This is a genomic window from Winogradskyella sp. HaHa_3_26 (assembly GCF_019278425.1).
Classification (GTDB): Bacteria; Bacteroidota; Bacteroidia; order Flavobacteriales; family Flavobacteriaceae; genus Winogradskyella; species Winogradskyella undariae.
Genome location: NZ_CP058981.1, coordinates 3704634 through 3721266 on the forward strand (window position 1 = coordinate 3704634; position 16633 = coordinate 3721266).

General features: G+C 29.3%; 16 protein-coding genes. All 16 read right to left on the reverse strand.

Annotated elements, in window-relative coordinates; translation table 11 throughout:
* Window positions 1–152: 152 nt before the first annotated feature.
* Complete coding sequence (locus tag H0I32_RS16020; protein ID WP_218747092.1) at window positions 153–647, reverse strand: hypothetical protein; 495 nt, start codon at window positions 645–647, stop codon at window positions 153–155.
* 269 nt (window positions 648–916) lie between these two features.
* Entirely contained in the window at window positions 917–1330 is a 414-nt protein-coding gene (locus H0I32_RS16025) for a hypothetical protein (RefSeq protein ID WP_218747093.1), read from the reverse strand.
* A gap of 113 nt (window positions 1331–1443) precedes the next feature.
* Window positions 1444–2043, reverse strand: a complete 600-nt coding sequence (locus H0I32_RS16030; protein ID WP_179314752.1) for a hypothetical protein — start codon at window positions 2041–2043, stop codon at window positions 1444–1446.
* A 224-nt stretch (window positions 2044–2267) separates the two neighbouring features.
* Window positions 2268–2975, reverse strand: coding sequence for a hypothetical protein (locus H0I32_RS16035; protein ID WP_179314753.1), 708 nt, complete (start codon window positions 2973–2975; stop codon window positions 2268–2270).
* A gap of 135 nt (window positions 2976–3110) precedes the next feature.
* Complete coding sequence (locus tag H0I32_RS16040; RefSeq protein WP_179314754.1) at window positions 3111–3695, reverse strand: STM3941 family protein; 585 nt, start codon at window positions 3693–3695, stop codon at window positions 3111–3113.
* A gap of 166 nt (window positions 3696–3861) precedes the next feature.
* Window positions 3862–4851 carry a hypothetical protein gene (locus tag H0I32_RS16045; RefSeq protein WP_179314755.1) on the reverse strand — a complete coding sequence of 330 codons (990 nt, stop codon included), beginning with the start codon at window positions 4849–4851 and terminating at the stop codon, window positions 3862–3864.
* A gap of 169 nt (window positions 4852–5020) precedes the next feature.
* A complete protein-coding gene (locus H0I32_RS16050) occupies window positions 5021–5590 on the reverse strand; it encodes a hypothetical protein (protein WP_179314931.1) in 570 nt (189 codons plus the stop codon).
* Between the two features lie 165 nt (window positions 5591–5755).
* Window positions 5756–7204: a TlpA family protein disulfide reductase gene (locus tag H0I32_RS16055; RefSeq protein WP_179314814.1), complete on the reverse strand. Its 1449-nt coding sequence runs from the start codon at window positions 7202–7204 to the stop codon at window positions 5756–5758.
* A gap of 163 nt (window positions 7205–7367) precedes the next feature.
* Complete coding sequence (locus tag H0I32_RS16060; protein WP_179314813.1) at window positions 7368–10361, reverse strand: ELWxxDGT repeat protein; 2994 nt, start codon at window positions 10359–10361, stop codon at window positions 7368–7370.
* Between the two features lie 174 nt (window positions 10362–10535).
* Complete coding sequence (locus H0I32_RS16065; RefSeq protein WP_179314812.1) at window positions 10536–11537, reverse strand: hypothetical protein; 1002 nt, start codon at window positions 11535–11537, stop codon at window positions 10536–10538.
* Between the two features lie 135 nt (window positions 11538–11672).
* The gene (locus tag H0I32_RS16070) at window positions 11673–12254 is read right to left on the reverse strand and encodes a hypothetical protein (protein ID WP_179314811.1); all 582 of its coding nucleotides are present in this window, start codon (window positions 12252–12254) and stop codon (window positions 11673–11675) included.
* 163 nt (window positions 12255–12417) lie between these two features.
* Window positions 12418–12807, reverse strand: a complete 390-nt coding sequence (locus tag H0I32_RS16075; protein WP_179314810.1) for a hypothetical protein — start codon at window positions 12805–12807, stop codon at window positions 12418–12420.
* 13 nt (window positions 12808–12820) lie between these two features.
* Window positions 12821–13171 carry a hypothetical protein gene (locus H0I32_RS16080; protein ID WP_179314809.1) on the reverse strand — a complete coding sequence of 117 codons (351 nt, stop codon included), beginning with the start codon at window positions 13169–13171 and terminating at the stop codon, window positions 12821–12823.
* A gap of 1353 nt (window positions 13172–14524) precedes the next feature.
* Window positions 14525–15697, reverse strand: coding sequence for a DUF2059 domain-containing protein (locus H0I32_RS16085; RefSeq protein WP_179314902.1), 1173 nt, complete (start codon window positions 15695–15697; stop codon window positions 14525–14527).
* A gap of 219 nt (window positions 15698–15916) precedes the next feature.
* Complete coding sequence (locus tag H0I32_RS16090) at window positions 15917–16237, reverse strand: hypothetical protein (protein ID WP_179314901.1); 321 nt, start codon at window positions 16235–16237, stop codon at window positions 15917–15919.
* Entirely contained in the window at window positions 16230–16553 is a 324-nt protein-coding gene (locus H0I32_RS16095; protein ID WP_179314900.1) for a hypothetical protein, read from the reverse strand. Before H0I32_RS16095 ends, H0I32_RS16090 begins: the two co-directional genes overlap by 8 nt.
* Between the last annotated feature and the right edge of the window lie 80 nt (window positions 16554–16633).

Below are 16633 nucleotides of genomic sequence, written 5' to 3' on the forward strand. Positions count from 1 at the left end.
CTAACGTGTTTGTGTATGGTTAGTTGCGTGGTTAAGCAACTAAGTTAATAAACATTTACGAACCCGTGAATATTCCGCAGGAATATTCGCAAGTAGGCTAGAACCAAGTAATTAATTATACACGGTGTTATGCACTGGTTTTATTTTCATATTTACCAATTAATTCCATCTAATAAATAATCCTTACTAAATTTATAAGCTTCAATAACTAAACTGTCAGATGTGAATTTAGCTCCTAGCAATTTTTTTTCGCTGTTTTTGATGAAAGAAATTTTTAGATATCTGTTCAATATCTTATTATTTGAATTGATTTTAATAAAATATGAATCGTCTTTTTTTATTATCTCCCAAGTAGAAAGTTCTTTTTCGTAATGAGAAATTTCAGGAACTTTTACTACTTTTCCTCTAGAATCCTTTTTAAAGAAAAACATATTATAATTTAACGAATCTTTATAATCAGTATCTAAATATTCCATATTTTCTATCATCCAGTTTCCCGTAATCTTATCTTCAATACTAGATTTTTTTGAGCAATAATAAAGAATAACGGGAATAAAAATTAAAAGGATAAATTTTATTCGTTTATAATTTCCGTTATGCTTTGAGAAAATTCCAAACTTAACGGAATCTTTCACAATATTTATCATTCCGTTTGAGTAAAATTTAGATTTATTTTTCACTATTCAGATTTTAATTTTTAAATCACTAAAAATGATTTGTCCTTATGATAGCCCACAATTTTTGAGATACGCACTAACTTGTGCATAACGTGTTTGTATATGGTTTGTTGCGTGTTTCAGCACCTAATTTAGCAAATAAAAACCGAATAGAAAATCCGCGAGGGTTTTCGTAAGTAGGCTATAACTAGCAATAAATTATATACGGTGTTGTAATGCGTTATTTTTATTCCAAAAGTTTAATTTAAGTAATTTTTCAAAACTTTTATCTTTTCAGTAGTCGACAAGTCATAATTACTTTGGGAAAGTAAAATGTTATTATTATCCAAAATAAAAAAATCAGAATATCCCATAATCTTTTGATTGCAGTCAGCGCATAATACGTTAGCTATAGATTTAAAGGACTCTTTACTTACATTGAAAACTGGAAAATAATAACCTTCATAGAACAAATAATTATAAAGTTGTTCTATTTTTTTTGGCTTTTTTCTTGAAATCACAAATAGATCGAATTTATCTTTATTTTTTAAATAAATTTCATTTAAATATGGGGTGAATTTTAAAGATTGAGAACAATAATTATTGAAAAAATAAATAACTTTAATATTTTTCGATGAATTGAATATACTGTCTTTTAATTCGTTAATATTCATATTGACTAATTTTATATGTTCTCTATTATTGTCTGTTTTGTCTACAGAAATATATTCTTGAGAAAATAAAACGCTCGATATGAAAATAAATAATAAATAGAGTTTTTTGATTATCATTTATTAGCTTGTTTAAGAATTGATTCTTTTTTTTCTTCAGATAAATCCCAAGAATCTTGAAGATCCATATTTATTAATATAACCTGAATATCTTTTCCATTTAATTTTTGTCGTTTTAATACCTCATACCACTTGAAAAGTGCTTCATTATTTATATCTTTATTAAAAAATATAGCCCAATTTAAAACAAAATAATAGTCTTTATTATCTTGTTTTAATAAAGGTTTTAGTGTCTTGTAATTAATAATTTTATTTATCCAACTATCAATATTGATAGCCTTTTTTTTAGGTTTTTTTCTAATATTTTTAAAATTGGAAAGTTTGTCAATAACTTCTGAAAGCTTGAAGTTTTCAAGATAAATTCCATCTGAATTAAAAACGTGTACTATTGGTCCGACTAAATAACCGTTATTATTATAAGTAATAAAACTGTCAAAATTCTTAAAAATGAATAATTCACTTTTATCACAGCTTAATTTGTTTTTTTCTAAATATTTATCAATGCTATTATCATTTTGAAATTCAAAAAGTGAATTTTGACTTTGTAGTGATAAAATTGAAAATGAAAGAATAGAGAATAATAAAATTATTTTCATAAGAATTAATTTAATTTTTTTACTAAATTTAGTTTATTATTTGATAAATTTTTTAATTCGGAAAAGCTTGTTCATAATGCATTACAACGTGTTTGTGTATGGTTAGTTGCGTGTTTAAGCAACTAATTTAGTAAACAAAAACGAACGCGAGAAAATTCCGAAGGAATTTTCCAAATAAGCAACGACCAAAGCAATTAATTATACACGTTGTTGTGCAACGTTTTTTATTCCGTTGGGTTGATGTTTTTTGTTTCTCTAATTTCTTTAGAATCTATATTGTAAATTCCGTATTCAAGTTTATTCGGTTCCTCTGGATTATCAAAAGTCAAAAGCAATTCTTTGTTGTTATTTATCCATTGATAATTTTTTACTTTTTTATCTATGACCTTATTAAGGTTCTGTCCATTTAAGTCCGATAAATAAACATAATGTTGGTCGAATCGGTCAATTATTCCGTCGTCATTTGTATCCGAATTAGCTATGAAATAAGATATATGAGTTATTCCTTTTAGTATTTTAGAATCTTCAGTTTTTCGGTTAGGAATGAACATACTTTTTATAGATGCATTTTCGGGCAAGAGTTTTCCCGAATTCTGGAAATTTTTATCCAAAAAGATAATATTCATAGTATTCATTCTTACCATATTTTCTGAATCTTCGATGTTTATATCAAGATATCCATAATCGTCTTCAAATTCCTTTTCAATTGCGATGTAATAAAAATCAGAATTGGGTAATTTGATTGGTGAGGAATATTTAATTTCGAAAGGTATTTCACTTGGTTTTTCTGACTCAAAGAACGAATCGTCAATTATTTGATTTTGACGTTGCTCATACTTTTCAATCACTAATAATCCGAAAATGTAAAGAATGAATATCGGTATTAAAATTCCGTTTATGATAATTAAAATTCGAATAAATTTATTTTTCATAGGCTTTGTTCAAATGTTGCACAACGTGTTTGTGTATGGTTAGTTGCGTGGTTAAGCAACTAAATTAGTAAACTTTTACGAACCCGTGAAAATTCCGCAGGAATTTTCGCAAGTAGGCAAGAATCTAGCAATTAATTATACACGGTGTTGTAACACGTTTTTAATTTTTCGTTTGTTTAGTTGTTCGGTAATAATTTTTTCCAATTTCGATGATTTTATTTTCAGAGTATGTGATGTTATAGTTAAAGGTGTTCCATACATTCTGTTATTTGTTTTCATAGCTTCTTTTGAAATTATATTTTTTGAACGCTCAATATATTTTTCAGGTTTGCTTGTTTTTATAATTAACATTTTAGGTGATGAAACAGTGAAAAAGTATTCATAAACAGGAACGCTGACCTGAATAGTTTCAACTCCTGAAATATCATCCCATTCTATTAATCCAATACTTGTTGCGTTTGAATTGTCAATAATTCCCTTATCATTTATAGTCAAACCTGCTTTTCCACTAAAAATTTTTTTCGCAATAAAGAAGACACCTAGTCCACAGAATAAAATAGCTAATAATCCAATAAATACCAGGTAATCTTCTGAATATCGATTATCAATGGATTTATTAGAATCTATAACCATATAAAATCCACCAAAAATAAATGCTAAACACAAAATTAGCATTAACACTAATTTTGTTTTGCTTAAACGTATTATTATTTCTTCCATTTGCGTTATTTTGGCCAAATGTGTCACAACGTGTTTGTGTATGATTTCGTTGCGTGTTTCAGCAACTAAATTAGTAAACTAAAACGAACGCGAGAAAATTCCGAAGGAATTTTCCAAATAGGCACTTGCCAAAGCAATTAATTATACACGTTGTTGTAACACGTTTTTATTTAAATAATTTTTCTTCAAGTTTTCCCTTTTCGTAGGCTTTGTAAAACTTTTTTGTCTTTGAAGTCATCGGAACGTTATTCTTCTCATCTCCTATAAATTCTAATAAAATTTTTGCTCCGCCAAGTTGTACTTCTTTAACATCTTCTTGTTCGCTATACTTTTTGCCGTCTTTTGGTTTACATTCTAAAATTCGGTTATGATTTATCTTTTGGCCTAATCCGTAATTTATCATTGCAACAGAATAAAGAAACTGTTGTTTGTCTTTGTTGGTAAGAGAAGTGAAAAAATCACCAAAAGTTGGGATTCCCATTCCAATATCTTTATTCATCCAAAATCCAACGATTTGCGCAGCAGCTCTAAATTCAGTTCCATTAGGATAAACAGGGTTCGAAAAAATATATTGACTTGCATCAAAAATCAGATTTTCATAGTTCTCATATTCAGGATTTTTATCTTCTTGCATTTTTGCTAAAGACACAGAAAAAAGCTCGTTTGAAGAAGAAGGAAATGTGAATGAAGTCCAAAGTCTTGATTTAACAATTTCGTTTTCAAACTTTCCTGGTCTAAATTCGATTGAATTAAGAGCTTCTTTTATGAGATTTTTTGTCGATTCCGAATTTGGGTATGAACTTACAGTTACATCTGTAACTTTTGAATCTTCTGTGACTGTCAAATAAACATAAACATTTCCTTCAAATTTAATTTCTGAAGTAAGTTTAGGGTAAATAAAATTTCTCAAATTCTTTTCAGAACAAGCGATTTGTTCTTTTTCTGAAAGTCCAGAATCGCAATCATTTTCAAATGGTAGTTCTGTCAAAACAGCATAATGATAAATTCCTTCTTTCTCTTGTTTAAACGGTTTTGCCTTATATCCTCTTTCAGCAGTTCTGTCGGCATCTAAAAAATGTCCTTTCGGTATTTGTCCAATCGCAAAAATTGGTACTAAAAGTAAAAAAGTCAGAATGTTTAATTTGTATTTCTTCATTTTGTTAATTTGGTCAAATGTGTTACAACGTTGTTGTGTATGGTTAGTTGCGTGGTTAAGCAACTAAGTTAGTAAACATTTACGAACCCGTGAATATTCCGCAGGAATATTCGCAAGTAGGGAAGAACCTAGCAATTAATTATACACGGTGTTGGCAGTAGTGTTTTGCTTACATTTCCAATTCTAATTCCCAATCTTCTACTTTTTCGTTGTCTATATACCATTGAACGGCTCTTTTTATTGCATATTCTTGATTTACAATTTTTTCGTTTATAAATTCTAAATTGTTAGCCCATATGACAAATACTGTTTCCCAAAAAGTTGCTCCATAGGTTATACAATCTTTTATCATATTTCCAGATAATCTTAGTTTGTCTATTTTGTCGAATGAAAGTCTATTAGCGAAATCTTTTAACGAGTTAGCAAAGTCATTTCCATCAAAGTCAAAATTCAATTCCCATTTTTCAAAGTTGTTAAAAATTTGAAAGTTGTCTGGTTCAATAGATTTACATATATATTCTGCAACTCTTTTATTTATTCTATTTGAGTCAGAATTTCTCTGTTTGTGGTTTGCAAAAACACAAAATGATTCAAAGAGTAAATTCGGGTTTTCATTGAAAAAGGAAATATGGTTTGTTTTTAGCTTGTTGTTAAGTAAATCAAAATCAAGTGTTCCGTTTAATAGATAAAATGTAAAGAATCTTATATCAGCTTTTGATTTTGTGTCAAGTCTTTTCATTGTCATTTCGTTTACTAAGGTTGGTCACGGCATTACTGCCAACGTTGTTGTGTATGGTTAGTTGCGTGGTTAAGCAACTAATTTAGTAAACTTTTACGAACCCGTGAAAATTCCGCAGGAATTTTCGCAAGTAAGCACTTAAAAAGCAATTAATTATACACGGTGTTATATGCTGGCCTTTATCAATTCAACAAGTTCGTTTTCACTTGGTCTTGGTGCGTTTTCATCTATTATTTTGCCATCCTTTCCAAAAAGTAAATATCTAGGAATAGTTTTGATGCTATAATTTTTATAAAGACTAGATTTTTCCCAATTTGTTATGATATAATTATCTATTTCATTTGAAAGATTCTCTAATTTTGATGCTCTTACCCAAGCTGAATAGTCTTTGTCAATTGAAATTTCAATAATTTCAAGTTCTGTTTCATTGAACTTTGATTTCAAATCTTTTAAAAATGGCATTTCTTTTCGGCAAGGTGCACACCAACTTGCCCAAAAATCGACAAGAACAATTTTTCCTTTATGCTTCGAAAGTACTTGCTCAAAGGTTAATTCATTGTCATTAATAAGATTAGTCAAAATTCCGACAGTTCTATTAGTTGCGTTTAGTTTTTTTGAGTTCGCCTTTTCTTTGTCAACAACAGAACTCCATTTGTTTTTTAATTTATCATTATTACTACTGGATTGAAACTTTGTCAGATACTTGTTAAATGTTGGTTTTTCACCGAAGAAAATACTTTTAAGATATGAGTCCAATAAAACCTCTTTTGTAGTTTCATTCAAAAATGTTTTTTGTTCATTGACAAAGTCGAACAAAACAGAATTCTTAACTCGATTATCTTCTTTAAAATATTTGTATAAAATCAATGCTCTCAAGAAACTTACATATTCTTTATTGTCAAGTAATTCTTCTTCATTAAGTTTTACACCTAAACTCTCAATTTCTAATTCTAGATTTTGATTTTTAGCTTTTCTTATTTTGGAAGTGGCAAACTTTATTTTCTGATTAACTTTAGTTGTTGAATAAAAATTATTTGAAACGCTGTTATTGGATTTTAGGCTATCCAATAATACAATTGAGTTTTTGTATATTTTTTCTGAATCATACTTGTTATTTTGAAATTTATTTTCATCGATTACTATTGCTTTGCTTTTTAAATTGTAATTGTATAAAAGATAATCGAAGTTGTTTTCGCTCCAGGTTTTAGTACTATTCAATATTATGAAAGTTGGGTATTCAATTTGTTTTGATTTGTTAATATTAACTTTCGTCACATCGATTAAAAGGCTATCTCCTTTTTCAAGTTGCAATTCATAGAAAAATGAAATAAACGGGTCTCCACCAATTATTTTGATAGTATTTTGCGTTGGTATTGTTACGGATGTTTTATTGTCTTTCTGTCCGAGATATAACATATCAGGTTTGTCCTGCATTTCATCCACGAAAAGGTTTATGAAGAATGAACTTATAGTATCATTTACGCTAATTACAACTTCATTCTTTTTCTCAATTTTCTTTTCTTTTGTAATTGTAATTTTAGAACTAATTTCTTTCTTTTTTTCTTGACAGCTAAATACTGTTAGAATTAAAAATGTAAGTAGGATGTTTTTCATAGGCTTGCATATAACGGTTTTGTGTATGGTTAGTTGCGTGTTTCAGCAACTAATTTAGTAAACAAAAACGAACGCGAGAAAATTCCGAAGGAATTTTCCAAATAAGCACTTGCCAAAGCAATTAATTATACACGGTGTTACCACACGTTATTTTTTATTACAGTTAATGATTTACAATTAATTTTAAGGTCTCAATTTTATTGTCTGTTAAAAAAACTTTCACAAAATACATTCCTCCACTTAATTTGTTAGTGTCATAAACGATACTAGCTAAGTTTTTATTCGATTCTTTATGAATTCTTTTTCCTGATAAATCCCAAATTTCAAATTTTTCAATATTTGAATTTGTAATTGACTCAATTGTAACAAGATTTTTGGTTGGATTAGGGTATAGTCTAACTATTTTAAAACTCCCATTTTCAGTAATTTCATAATCATTGATGCTTAAAGTTGAGGCATCAATATCTGTTACATAAAGCTCATTACCGCTAATATCATTTCTAGCTCTAAAATATAGTTTATTATCAGTTGCTCCCATTTCTTCTATTGAATTATAATTCTCAAAGTTTGGTCCATTTAGGATGTTTAAATCTAATTGTAATGCTTCATTTAGATTATCATTAGTAATCCAAATTTTATGAGGAAATGATTCAGCTAAGTAGAGAAGATTATTATTATAGCAAGTTAAATTTCTAATAGATAAAAAACTATCAGTATCTGATTCAGCTATTTTTTCAGTATTAATTCCATTAGTCCTCCACAATTCTTTGTCTGCACCAAATCCATAATCATCCTTAACGCCAAAGTATAAGTAATCTCCACATACAGATAAATTTTTAATATCAATCGTAGGGAATGTTGAAAATAAACTTCCATCAAATACTAAAACTGTGCCTGATAATGTTCCATCAGTTTTGTATAGTGCTTTTTTTGCTGTATTTGGATTTTTTGCAACAAAATACAATTCGTTATTGAAAATTTCAGTTATTCTGATATCACTATACAGATTATCACCAAAAGACTGCAAATGGCTTGTACCTGAATTTGTTCCATCCGAAACCCATATATCATGCGGGCCGTATGTAGTTCCAGAGGTCTCGGCAACAATGATTAGTTTATTATTGACAGTCTTCAAGACTCTCATATCGTTTAAATTAATTATTTTGTTTGTTCCAGACTCTGTACCATCTGTTGTCCATAAAGCTGTCCCAGTATTATCATGAGCGATGAAATATATAATATTGTTCAGTAAAACAAATTCTCTTGGATAACTATTATTATTTGAGTTCCCAATGTTTATATCTTTTATCATGTAAGTTCCACTTTCAGTACCATCGCTTCTCCATAATTCAAAGCCATTAATTCCATCGTTAGCATTGAAGTAAAGAATATCGTTTAAAACTGTAAATTTCTGTTGGTCATTATAGTTTTGCATACTACTTTGATTACCAGTTCTGATGTCTTTTACCATAAAAGTCCCACTATCTGTTCCATCACTTCTCCAAAGTTCATAGCCATGTGTCCCATCAATTGCACTAAAATATAAGATACCATTTATTTCTTTCATTTCTGAAGGGTCATCAATACAATTATATCCTGGATTTATATCTTTAACGATTTGCGTTCCGCTTTCTGTTCCATCACTTTTAAATAATTGGTTACCATATTCTGTTCCTCTTGCTCTGAAGAACAAGTCACCACCTACGTTTGTAAATTTACTCGAATTACTACTATTTGAATAATTCAAATCAGCAAAAAAGGAAGTTCCAGTAATTGTTCCGTCTGTAACCCATAACTCATTGCCGTTTGTTTCATTCTTTCCAGTCAAAACTGTAGCATTATTAACGGTAACAAAACTTTCTTCTAAACCAGAAATGTTACTATCTGTAATATCTGATAACTCAAACGTACCATTTGATGAACCGTCACTAACCCATAGTGTTCTGTCAGATGAATTAGTGCTAGTTGTGAAAAATAGAAGCTTGTTATTTACATAGTCTAAATGGAATTTTTCAATCCATACAGATGAATTTCCATCATTAATATCTTTAAGTAAAGATGTACCAGTTTCTGTTCCATCTGATTTCCATATTTCAGTTCCATGAATATTGTCATCTGCTAGGAAGTACACTTCATTATTGAATGATATATATTGGCTATTATATGATATACTATTAAAATTTGTATTGTTTATGTTCTTTACCATTGATGTGCCTGTTTCGGTTCCATCGCTTTTCCATAGTTCAGTTCCGTTTATTCCATCATTAGCTTCAAAAATAATTATATTATTGAGTGTGCTCCCTTTCAATGAATTAGCACTTGAGTTAGAACCTATCCTTATATCTTTCACAATAGTTGTTCCAGATTCAGTTCCGTCACTTTTCCATAATTCATAGCCATTAGTTCCATTGTCAGCAAAAAAATAAAAGAAGTTATTCAAGGATAAAAATTGATTTCCACTACTTAATCCAGAATAATTTGCATTAATGTCTTTTACCATTGCTGTTCCGGCTTCTGTTCCATCACTTTTCCATAGTTCAGTTCCATTTACCCCATCATTAGCTGTAAAATAGATAATGTTATTAAAAACGAATAAGTTATTTGGACTTCCATTTCCGTTTGAATTAATGTCTTTTATCATAAGTGTCCCAGCTTCTGTTCCATCACTTTTCCATAATTCATAGCCATCAACATCATTGGTAGCAGTAAAGAATAGTGTTCCGTTAAAATCTATCAAATTTATAGGACCATTGTAAGAACTGTTATTATTGGTGCGAATATCTTTAACCATGACTGTACCATTTTCAGTTCCGTCACTTTTCCATAATTCCGAACCATAAACTCCATCGTCAGCTGTAAAATAAAGCGTATTGTTGACAACAACCAAAGAACTTGGACTCGATGAGTTTTGACCTTGTTTTATATCCTTAACCATTAAAGTTCCTTCATAAGTTCCATCTGAATACCATAATTCTCTACCGAAGTTTTCAAATGAACCATCTGTAGCGGTAAAGTAAAAACCATTTTGAAAAGCAACAAAGGTTTGTGGGTCGCTATCTTCGTGATAATTTATTTCAATAAGAGTTGCATCTATTGTTTGAGCAGATAAAATTCTAGTAATCAAAATAAATAATAGAAAAGAAAAATTGTATTTCATAGGTTTGTTTTTTTACGTAATTTTTGTTTAATGTGTGGTAACGGTTTTGTGTATGGTTAGTTGCGTGGTTAAGCACCTAAGTTAATAAACATTTACGAACCAGTGAATATTCCGCAGGAATATTCGCAAGTAGGCTAGAACCTAGCAATTAATTATACACGGTGTTGTACACAGTTATTTTTTTAATAATTTTTCTAATTCAGTAGAATCAGTTTTTTTTAATTCGATTTCAAGGTTGCCGATTGTGTTTTTATTCAACAGTATTCTGTTTGCATAAATATCTGTTCTTTTTTTAGCTATTACGACTAAAGATGTTTTATTCTTTATTGGTATTTCTGTAAATTTTAAATTATTCGGTTGTCGATAATCCGAAATAAAAGAGTTTAAATCTTGATAAATCAAAAATGTAGATACATTATCTAATTCGGATTGGTTCAAGTTTAGTTCGTAAGAGATAATTCCATCAGGTTCTATAATTTTGTCAACATTTATCCAACCTAAATTACTAATCAAAATAGATGGGTAATCCCACCAGTTTATAATATAAAGTTCACTTGTTGCATCAGATAGCATATCAATATTTAACTGAGAATAATAATCTAAAGAATCGATTGATATTATTTTATTCATATAAGTCTCAACTCCACCAAATTGTCTTGTTGATACAGAATCAAATACAGGAAATGATATATATGTCTCTTTATCATCAATCCAAGTAATTTGATTTAATGAATCCAAAACACCGTTATAAATTCTGTCTCCTTTTCTGAATTTTTGTGCAAATTCGATTCTTAATTTTTTATCTTTTTTTAAATTGATTTTTTTATCTCCAACTTTTAGGTTGAGATATATCACACCGTTGGATTCTAACAGTTCATTTTTGTTGGTAACTGTATTTAAATTATCAGAAATCAGCTCTAATCGATTGTAATATTCTTTTAATTCTAAAGTTACTTTATCATTTTCGTTAATGTCAAAATCTTCTCGATTGAAGTATATTTTTGTCCCTTTTTCTCCTGTGATTATTTGGTTGGTTAGGGTATCTAAATCAAAGAACTGTTTTTCTATGACTAGAGTATTTTCAAAAGGATTGGTAGGTTTAAATTCAGCTATATCTTTTTTACAACTAAATATAGAAACTAAAACTAAAAAGTATAATAGGATTCTGTTTTTCATAATTGTGTACAACGTGTTTGTGTATGGTTAGTTGCGTGGTTAAGCAACTAAATTAGTAAACTTTTACGAACCCGTGAATATTCCGCAGGAATATTCGCAAGTAGGGAAGAACCTAGCAATTAATTATACACGGTGTTAGGCAACGTTTTTTAATATTATATCTACTATATTCTGAATATTTGAATCTAACATTGAAACTTTTAGTTCCTTAATTTGTCTTTGTTTAGTTCCAATCACAATTCTTTTTTCAGAAGGCGGTTTTCCAGAGCGATTTATTATTATTCCAACTACAACGATGTTGTCCCACAATATTTCCTCTTTTTTACGATAAACCAATTTGTCTTTTTTTATCTCAAATATTGGGTATTCAACCAAGAGTTTATAACCAAAAAACATTATAACAAATAAAAAAAAACCAAGTATCATTATCATTCCGCTTAACCTCCAATTGGAACCATTTTGAAAATCATAGAATAACTTTGCAGATATTAACAAACAAAATAAAATTATAATCCAATAAGTTCTATTTGCCCCAAATTTTAATCCGTGAGTAGATTCCTTTTTGGAATATTTTGGAAAGCTTGAAAGTTTAGCCTCGTAATACCTGAATTTATTTAGGTGTTTAAAATTATCTAAAAGGTTAGGTTTTTCATCTATGACAAAATACTTATCAGAGATTATTTTAAATAAATAGTTTTTAATTTGAATATTTTCCAATAAGTTGAGTTTAAATGTTGCCTAACGTTGTTGTGTATGATTAGTTGCGTGGTTAAGTACGTAATTTAGCAAATAAATCACAGATAGAATATTCCGCAGGAATGTTCGTAAGTCGGCAGTGACCAAGCAATTAATTATACACGGTGTTGTGCATAGTTTTTTATTATCCCGCAACTCCGATAAATATTAAATACTCAATTTCTGTATCATAGATTTCCTGTAATTCCTCTTTTGTCAGGTCAACTTTTTCCTCATTCAGAGCATATTCTACCATTTGATTTATATCCAATTCGACATTAGATTCAGTTTCGCTTTCAGGATTCGGATTGTCAGAGTTCAGTCCGATTTTATCCATAAAGTTTATTTCCGCAACCAGAGCGTCACGAATCAAATTCAAGTCAGATTTTTTCTTATTTAGCTTTAATGCAATGAAACAAGTCGCCTCGTCCACGTCATAAATTTCTTTTCCAGCGTTATTTTCGTTCACAGTACAGATTGGGTCGTTTTTACAACCGAAAAATGAGAGTAAAGTCAAGATGAATATTTTTTTCATTTATTGTAGTTTTTTATTCAATTCTGTATTGTCGTCTTGATTCGGCATAATAGTCAGATTCCTTATTTAGTAAGCTTTCTTCAAACTTGTATTTCAGATATTTCATATCCAATTCGGTCAGAGAAACAGTCTTTTTTCCGTTCATAAAGTTTTCTATCGCTTTTTTGTGATAAGCGCAAAAAATTGCCCAAACCATTAACTTTATAAAATCAGATTCATTTTCAGTTTTTATTTCGGCGTCATCCCAAGAGTCCGATAAAGTTTTAAAATTCCCACTATCTTTCTCAACCATTATTCCGTCCGAAATATCAATTTCAGATGGATAATATTTAATTGTCAGATTATAAATTTCCTTAAAAGTCAATTTTTATAGGGTTTTGGTAAATTATGCACAACGGTGTACGTATATGAAAAGTAGCGTCTTCATTATCAGCTGCCTTTCGGGTTTATATATCTTCTATAAAGAAACAAAAAATAAAATTAAATCAATGACTAAGCTATTTTTTATATGCGCTGTTGTGTTTAGTAATTTTATTTTCTTTTGGTTTATAGCTTTCCAGGATCTTTATTCTAGGCTTAGATTTGGTTATCTACTTTAAGCTTAAAATACGTAGTATGGACGACGCTACATAGGATATTCAGCCACCAGACATTGTTTTGTTTTAAAATTGGTTATATACCGATATATGGCTTGTTTTAAAATAAAAACTTTCTTCGAATCCTTATTATTTAAATTTCTAAAAATGATGAGTTGTTGAAAAAAACATCAATGTAAGGGGCTATAAGTCAGATATTTATTAGTGTTAAATAATATAACAAACTTGACTTTCTCATTTTTTTTCAATAACTTCAGACAAACTGTTTAACGTTTTCAAACGTTCTGAGAGCGCGCTCTCAACGATTTCAATCGAACAGTTTGGAGCTTTAAAAATCTTCCTACGTCGATTTTCAAATCACATCATTTTTGGAAACTTAAAAGACCTCGAAGAAAGCTACAATGTTTGGTGGATGACCGAAAGTCGGCAATATTAATCACAACGTGATTGTGTATGGTTAGTTGCGTGGTTAAGCACCTAATTTAGTAAACATTTACGAACCTGTGAATATTCCGCAGGAATATTCGCAAGTAGTGAAGAACAAAGCAATTAATTATACACGGTGTTGGCAGCCGTGCTTATTTTTTTAATCCTGCGTTGTTGCTAATCAGACACGCATTTTCCACACAGCTTGTATATCCTGCGCTATATTTTTAATATCTAGGAAACTTATCAAATTTCAGTTCTCGTGTTTAATGAATTAGATAATTATTCCAATTTAGTTCCGCAAGAAATTAAAATTTCCGACTCCATTTTTTCTGATTTTACTTACTTAAAAGTCAAAAAAAAAAAATCGCGAAAAAGTAACTAGGCTTTTTTATTGCGATGTAGCTATTTTTTCAACCGTAATTTTCCGTTCTGCTTAATTCCTGCGTTGTGATTTTCATTCCAACGTTTTGAAATTCCAATTTTATTTTATTCTCAAAATTTAGATTTGTATAAGTTCCAATTTAGAGTTGGACTTTGCCGCACACGCATTGCTGCCAACGTGATTGTATATGGTTTGTTGCGTGTTTTAAGCACCTAATTTAGCAAATAAAAACCGAATAGAAAATCCGCGAGGATTTTCGTAAGTAGGCTAGAACCAGCAATAAATTATATACGGTGTTACCACACGTTTTTTATTCAATTGTTAATTCAATCGTTTCGTTAGCATAACTAGAAAATCCGCCTTTTTCTCCTTTCGTTAAATCGACTTCCAATTTCAAATTCGAGTCTGCATTTTTCTGTTTTGCAATTAAATGTTTTGAAAAAACTAATCTAATTTCAGTTTCCTCATTTGGTTTAATAGTTTCTTTGTTCCAGTTTAAGTAAGCAATTTGTTTATCTAATTCTATATCAGAAATGTAAAAGTCTTTTTTGCCTGTATTTTTTAAGATGAAAACGTAAGGTTTAGAAAAGTCTTTCTTTAGTTTTTTAAACTTTAATTTTCTAGTAGAAATCTCAAAACTAATTTCCTTTGCAGGCGCATCGTATTTAATTCCGAATTGGATACTATTTCCATTATTGTAATTAATACTCGACATTGAATAACTTTTGTTTTCTGCTAATTCAGCGATTAAAGTTATTTTTAAATCTCTTATTTCTCCTATGCCAAGAGGTTTATTTCCTAAATCAAATTTTATAACTTCGTTACTCAAAAATTTTGGTTCTTGAAATTCAATTTCCTTATTTGAATTATTTTTTACTCGAATTATCTTGGTTATGTCTTTTTTGCCATCTGTTTTTCCAAAATCAACTAATAAGTCTCCGATATTATTTTCTTTGTCGATTGCAAGGTCAGTAAGATTAAGTATTTGCAAACCGTATTTGTCTTTAAATTCGGTTTTGAATTTTTCTTTTTCATCAGAACTTGATTCGTTTTTACCTTTATTTTCAATTTCCTCAATTACATATGAACCTAAATTTTGTGACCATTGCATTAATGGCAAATTTAATTCTTCCATTATGATAGGTTGTTTTTCGATAATCAACCTACCAGTTTCTGAATTATAAAATGTTATAAGATTATCAATCTCAATTTCTGTGTAATTTTTAGAATAAATTGGTGTAACGATTAGTTTAAGTTCAGTCAATGATTTTTCAGTAACTTTTTTTTCCAATGCTTCCCAGTAATTGTCTGAAATTCCGAAATTACTTTTCTTTTGATATTCGATTGTTTGAGTTATTATTTTCTCAATGTTACTTATTGTTCCATCTAATTCTAATAGTTTTTCTATTTTTCCATCAACTGTTTGAGCATTGATTTGAATTGAAAAAAATGTAATTAAAGTTATTAATATTGTCTTTGTCATAGGTTTTGGTCAAATGTGTGGTAACGTGTTTGTGTATGGTTAGTTGCGTGGTTAAGCAACTAATTTAGCAAATAAATCACAGATAGAATATTCCGCAGGAATGTTCGTAAGTCGGCAGTGACCAAGCAATTAATTATACACGGTGTTGTGGTGTCGTTTTTATTTTTAGTTCAGTTCCTATTTCAGGTTTCAGACTTTGTTTTTTATCTACTGGTTTTATTAAATACCAATAAATTCCATTTTTTTTCTTTCCAATTCTTTTTCTACTGCAATTTCTCGGTCTTTTTGAGTTTTGAAAGAATGACTTATGTGTTCAGATTTAGTTTCACAATCAAACATAATTTCAGAATCAGCAATTAGAAGTGTTCCAGAGAGAACTCTTTTCGTTATAGTCCATTTTGTTTCCGTTTTCAAGTCAATAATTTCGGTATCTGGTGAAATTCCATTTTCATTATGTTGTAATTCAGTCAGAAGTCCAATTCCAGTTATATTAAAGCACTCAATTATTTTTATAAAACCTGATTTCATTAGTTTATTCATTAATCTTGTCAAAAGCTGTAAAAAACTCGTCTTGGTCGATTAAATGATTTATAACTTTTAAGACCTCCTCACGATTTAATTTCTCAATGAGTATTAAGTCGGTTGCAAAAAAATACTTTCCATTTAAACATTCTCCAGTTTCTTGATTCTTTTGCCTTAACCATTTGATGTTTTCATAGGTGAAAAATGTAGCAACATATTTATCTCCATTTTCAAATGTCACAATTACATCTGAATTATCATTTAATTCCGCAATTCCTGCTTGGATTGTTCCTTTTTCTTCCGTTCCAATCCAAATGTTTTTTATTTTATTCATTTCGTTTCTCAAATGCACCACAACGTGTTTGTGTATGGTTAGTTGCGTGGTTAAGCAACTAAGTTAATAAACATTTACGA

What these genes read in the sequence shown, in the direction of transcription:
- H0I32_RS16020 (WP_218747092.1), bottom strand. Translation starts at nt 647, where the DNA reads ATGATAAATATTGTGAAAGATTCCGTTAAGTTTGGAATTTTCTCAAAG.
- H0I32_RS16050 (WP_179314931.1), bottom strand. Translation starts at nt 5,590, where the DNA reads ATGAAAAGACTTGACACAAAATCAAAAGCTGATATAAGATTCTTTACA.
- H0I32_RS16095 (WP_179314900.1), bottom strand. Translation starts at nt 16,553, where the DNA reads ATGAATAAAATAAAAAACATTTGGATTGGAACGGAAGAAAAAGGAACA.
- H0I32_RS16065 (WP_179314812.1), bottom strand. Translation starts at nt 11,537, where the DNA reads ATGAAAAACAGAATCCTATTATACTTTTTAGTTTTAGTTTCTATATTT.
- H0I32_RS16030 (WP_179314752.1), bottom strand. Translation starts at nt 2,043, where the DNA reads ATGAAAATAATTTTATTATTCTCTATTCTTTCATTTTCAATTTTATCA.
- H0I32_RS16075 (WP_179314810.1), bottom strand. Translation starts at nt 12,807, where the DNA reads ATGAAAAAAATATTCATCTTGACTTTACTCTCATTTTTCGGTTGTAAA.
- H0I32_RS16040 (WP_179314754.1), bottom strand. Translation starts at nt 3,695, where the DNA reads ATGGAAGAAATAATAATACGTTTAAGCAAAACAAAATTAGTGTTAATG.
- H0I32_RS16085 (WP_179314902.1), bottom strand. Translation starts at nt 15,697, where the DNA reads ATGACAAAGACAATATTAATAACTTTAATTACATTTTTTTCAATTCAA.
- H0I32_RS16035 (WP_179314753.1), bottom strand. Translation starts at nt 2,975, where the DNA reads ATGAAAAATAAATTTATTCGAATTTTAATTATCATAAACGGAATTTTA.
- H0I32_RS16045 (WP_179314755.1), bottom strand. Translation starts at nt 4,851, where the DNA reads ATGAAGAAATACAAATTAAACATTCTGACTTTTTTACTTTTAGTACCA.
- H0I32_RS16090 (WP_179314901.1), bottom strand. Translation starts at nt 16,237, where the DNA reads ATGAATAAACTAATGAAATCAGGTTTTATAAAAATAATTGAGTGCTTT.
- H0I32_RS16055 (WP_179314814.1), bottom strand. Translation starts at nt 7,204, where the DNA reads ATGAAAAACATCCTACTTACATTTTTAATTCTAACAGTATTTAGCTGT.
- H0I32_RS16060 (WP_179314813.1), bottom strand. Translation starts at nt 10,361, where the DNA reads ATGAAATACAATTTTTCTTTTCTATTATTTATTTTGATTACTAGAATT.
- H0I32_RS16025 (WP_218747093.1), bottom strand. Translation starts at nt 1,330, where the DNA reads ATGAATATTAACGAATTAAAAGACAGTATATTCAATTCATCGAAAAAT.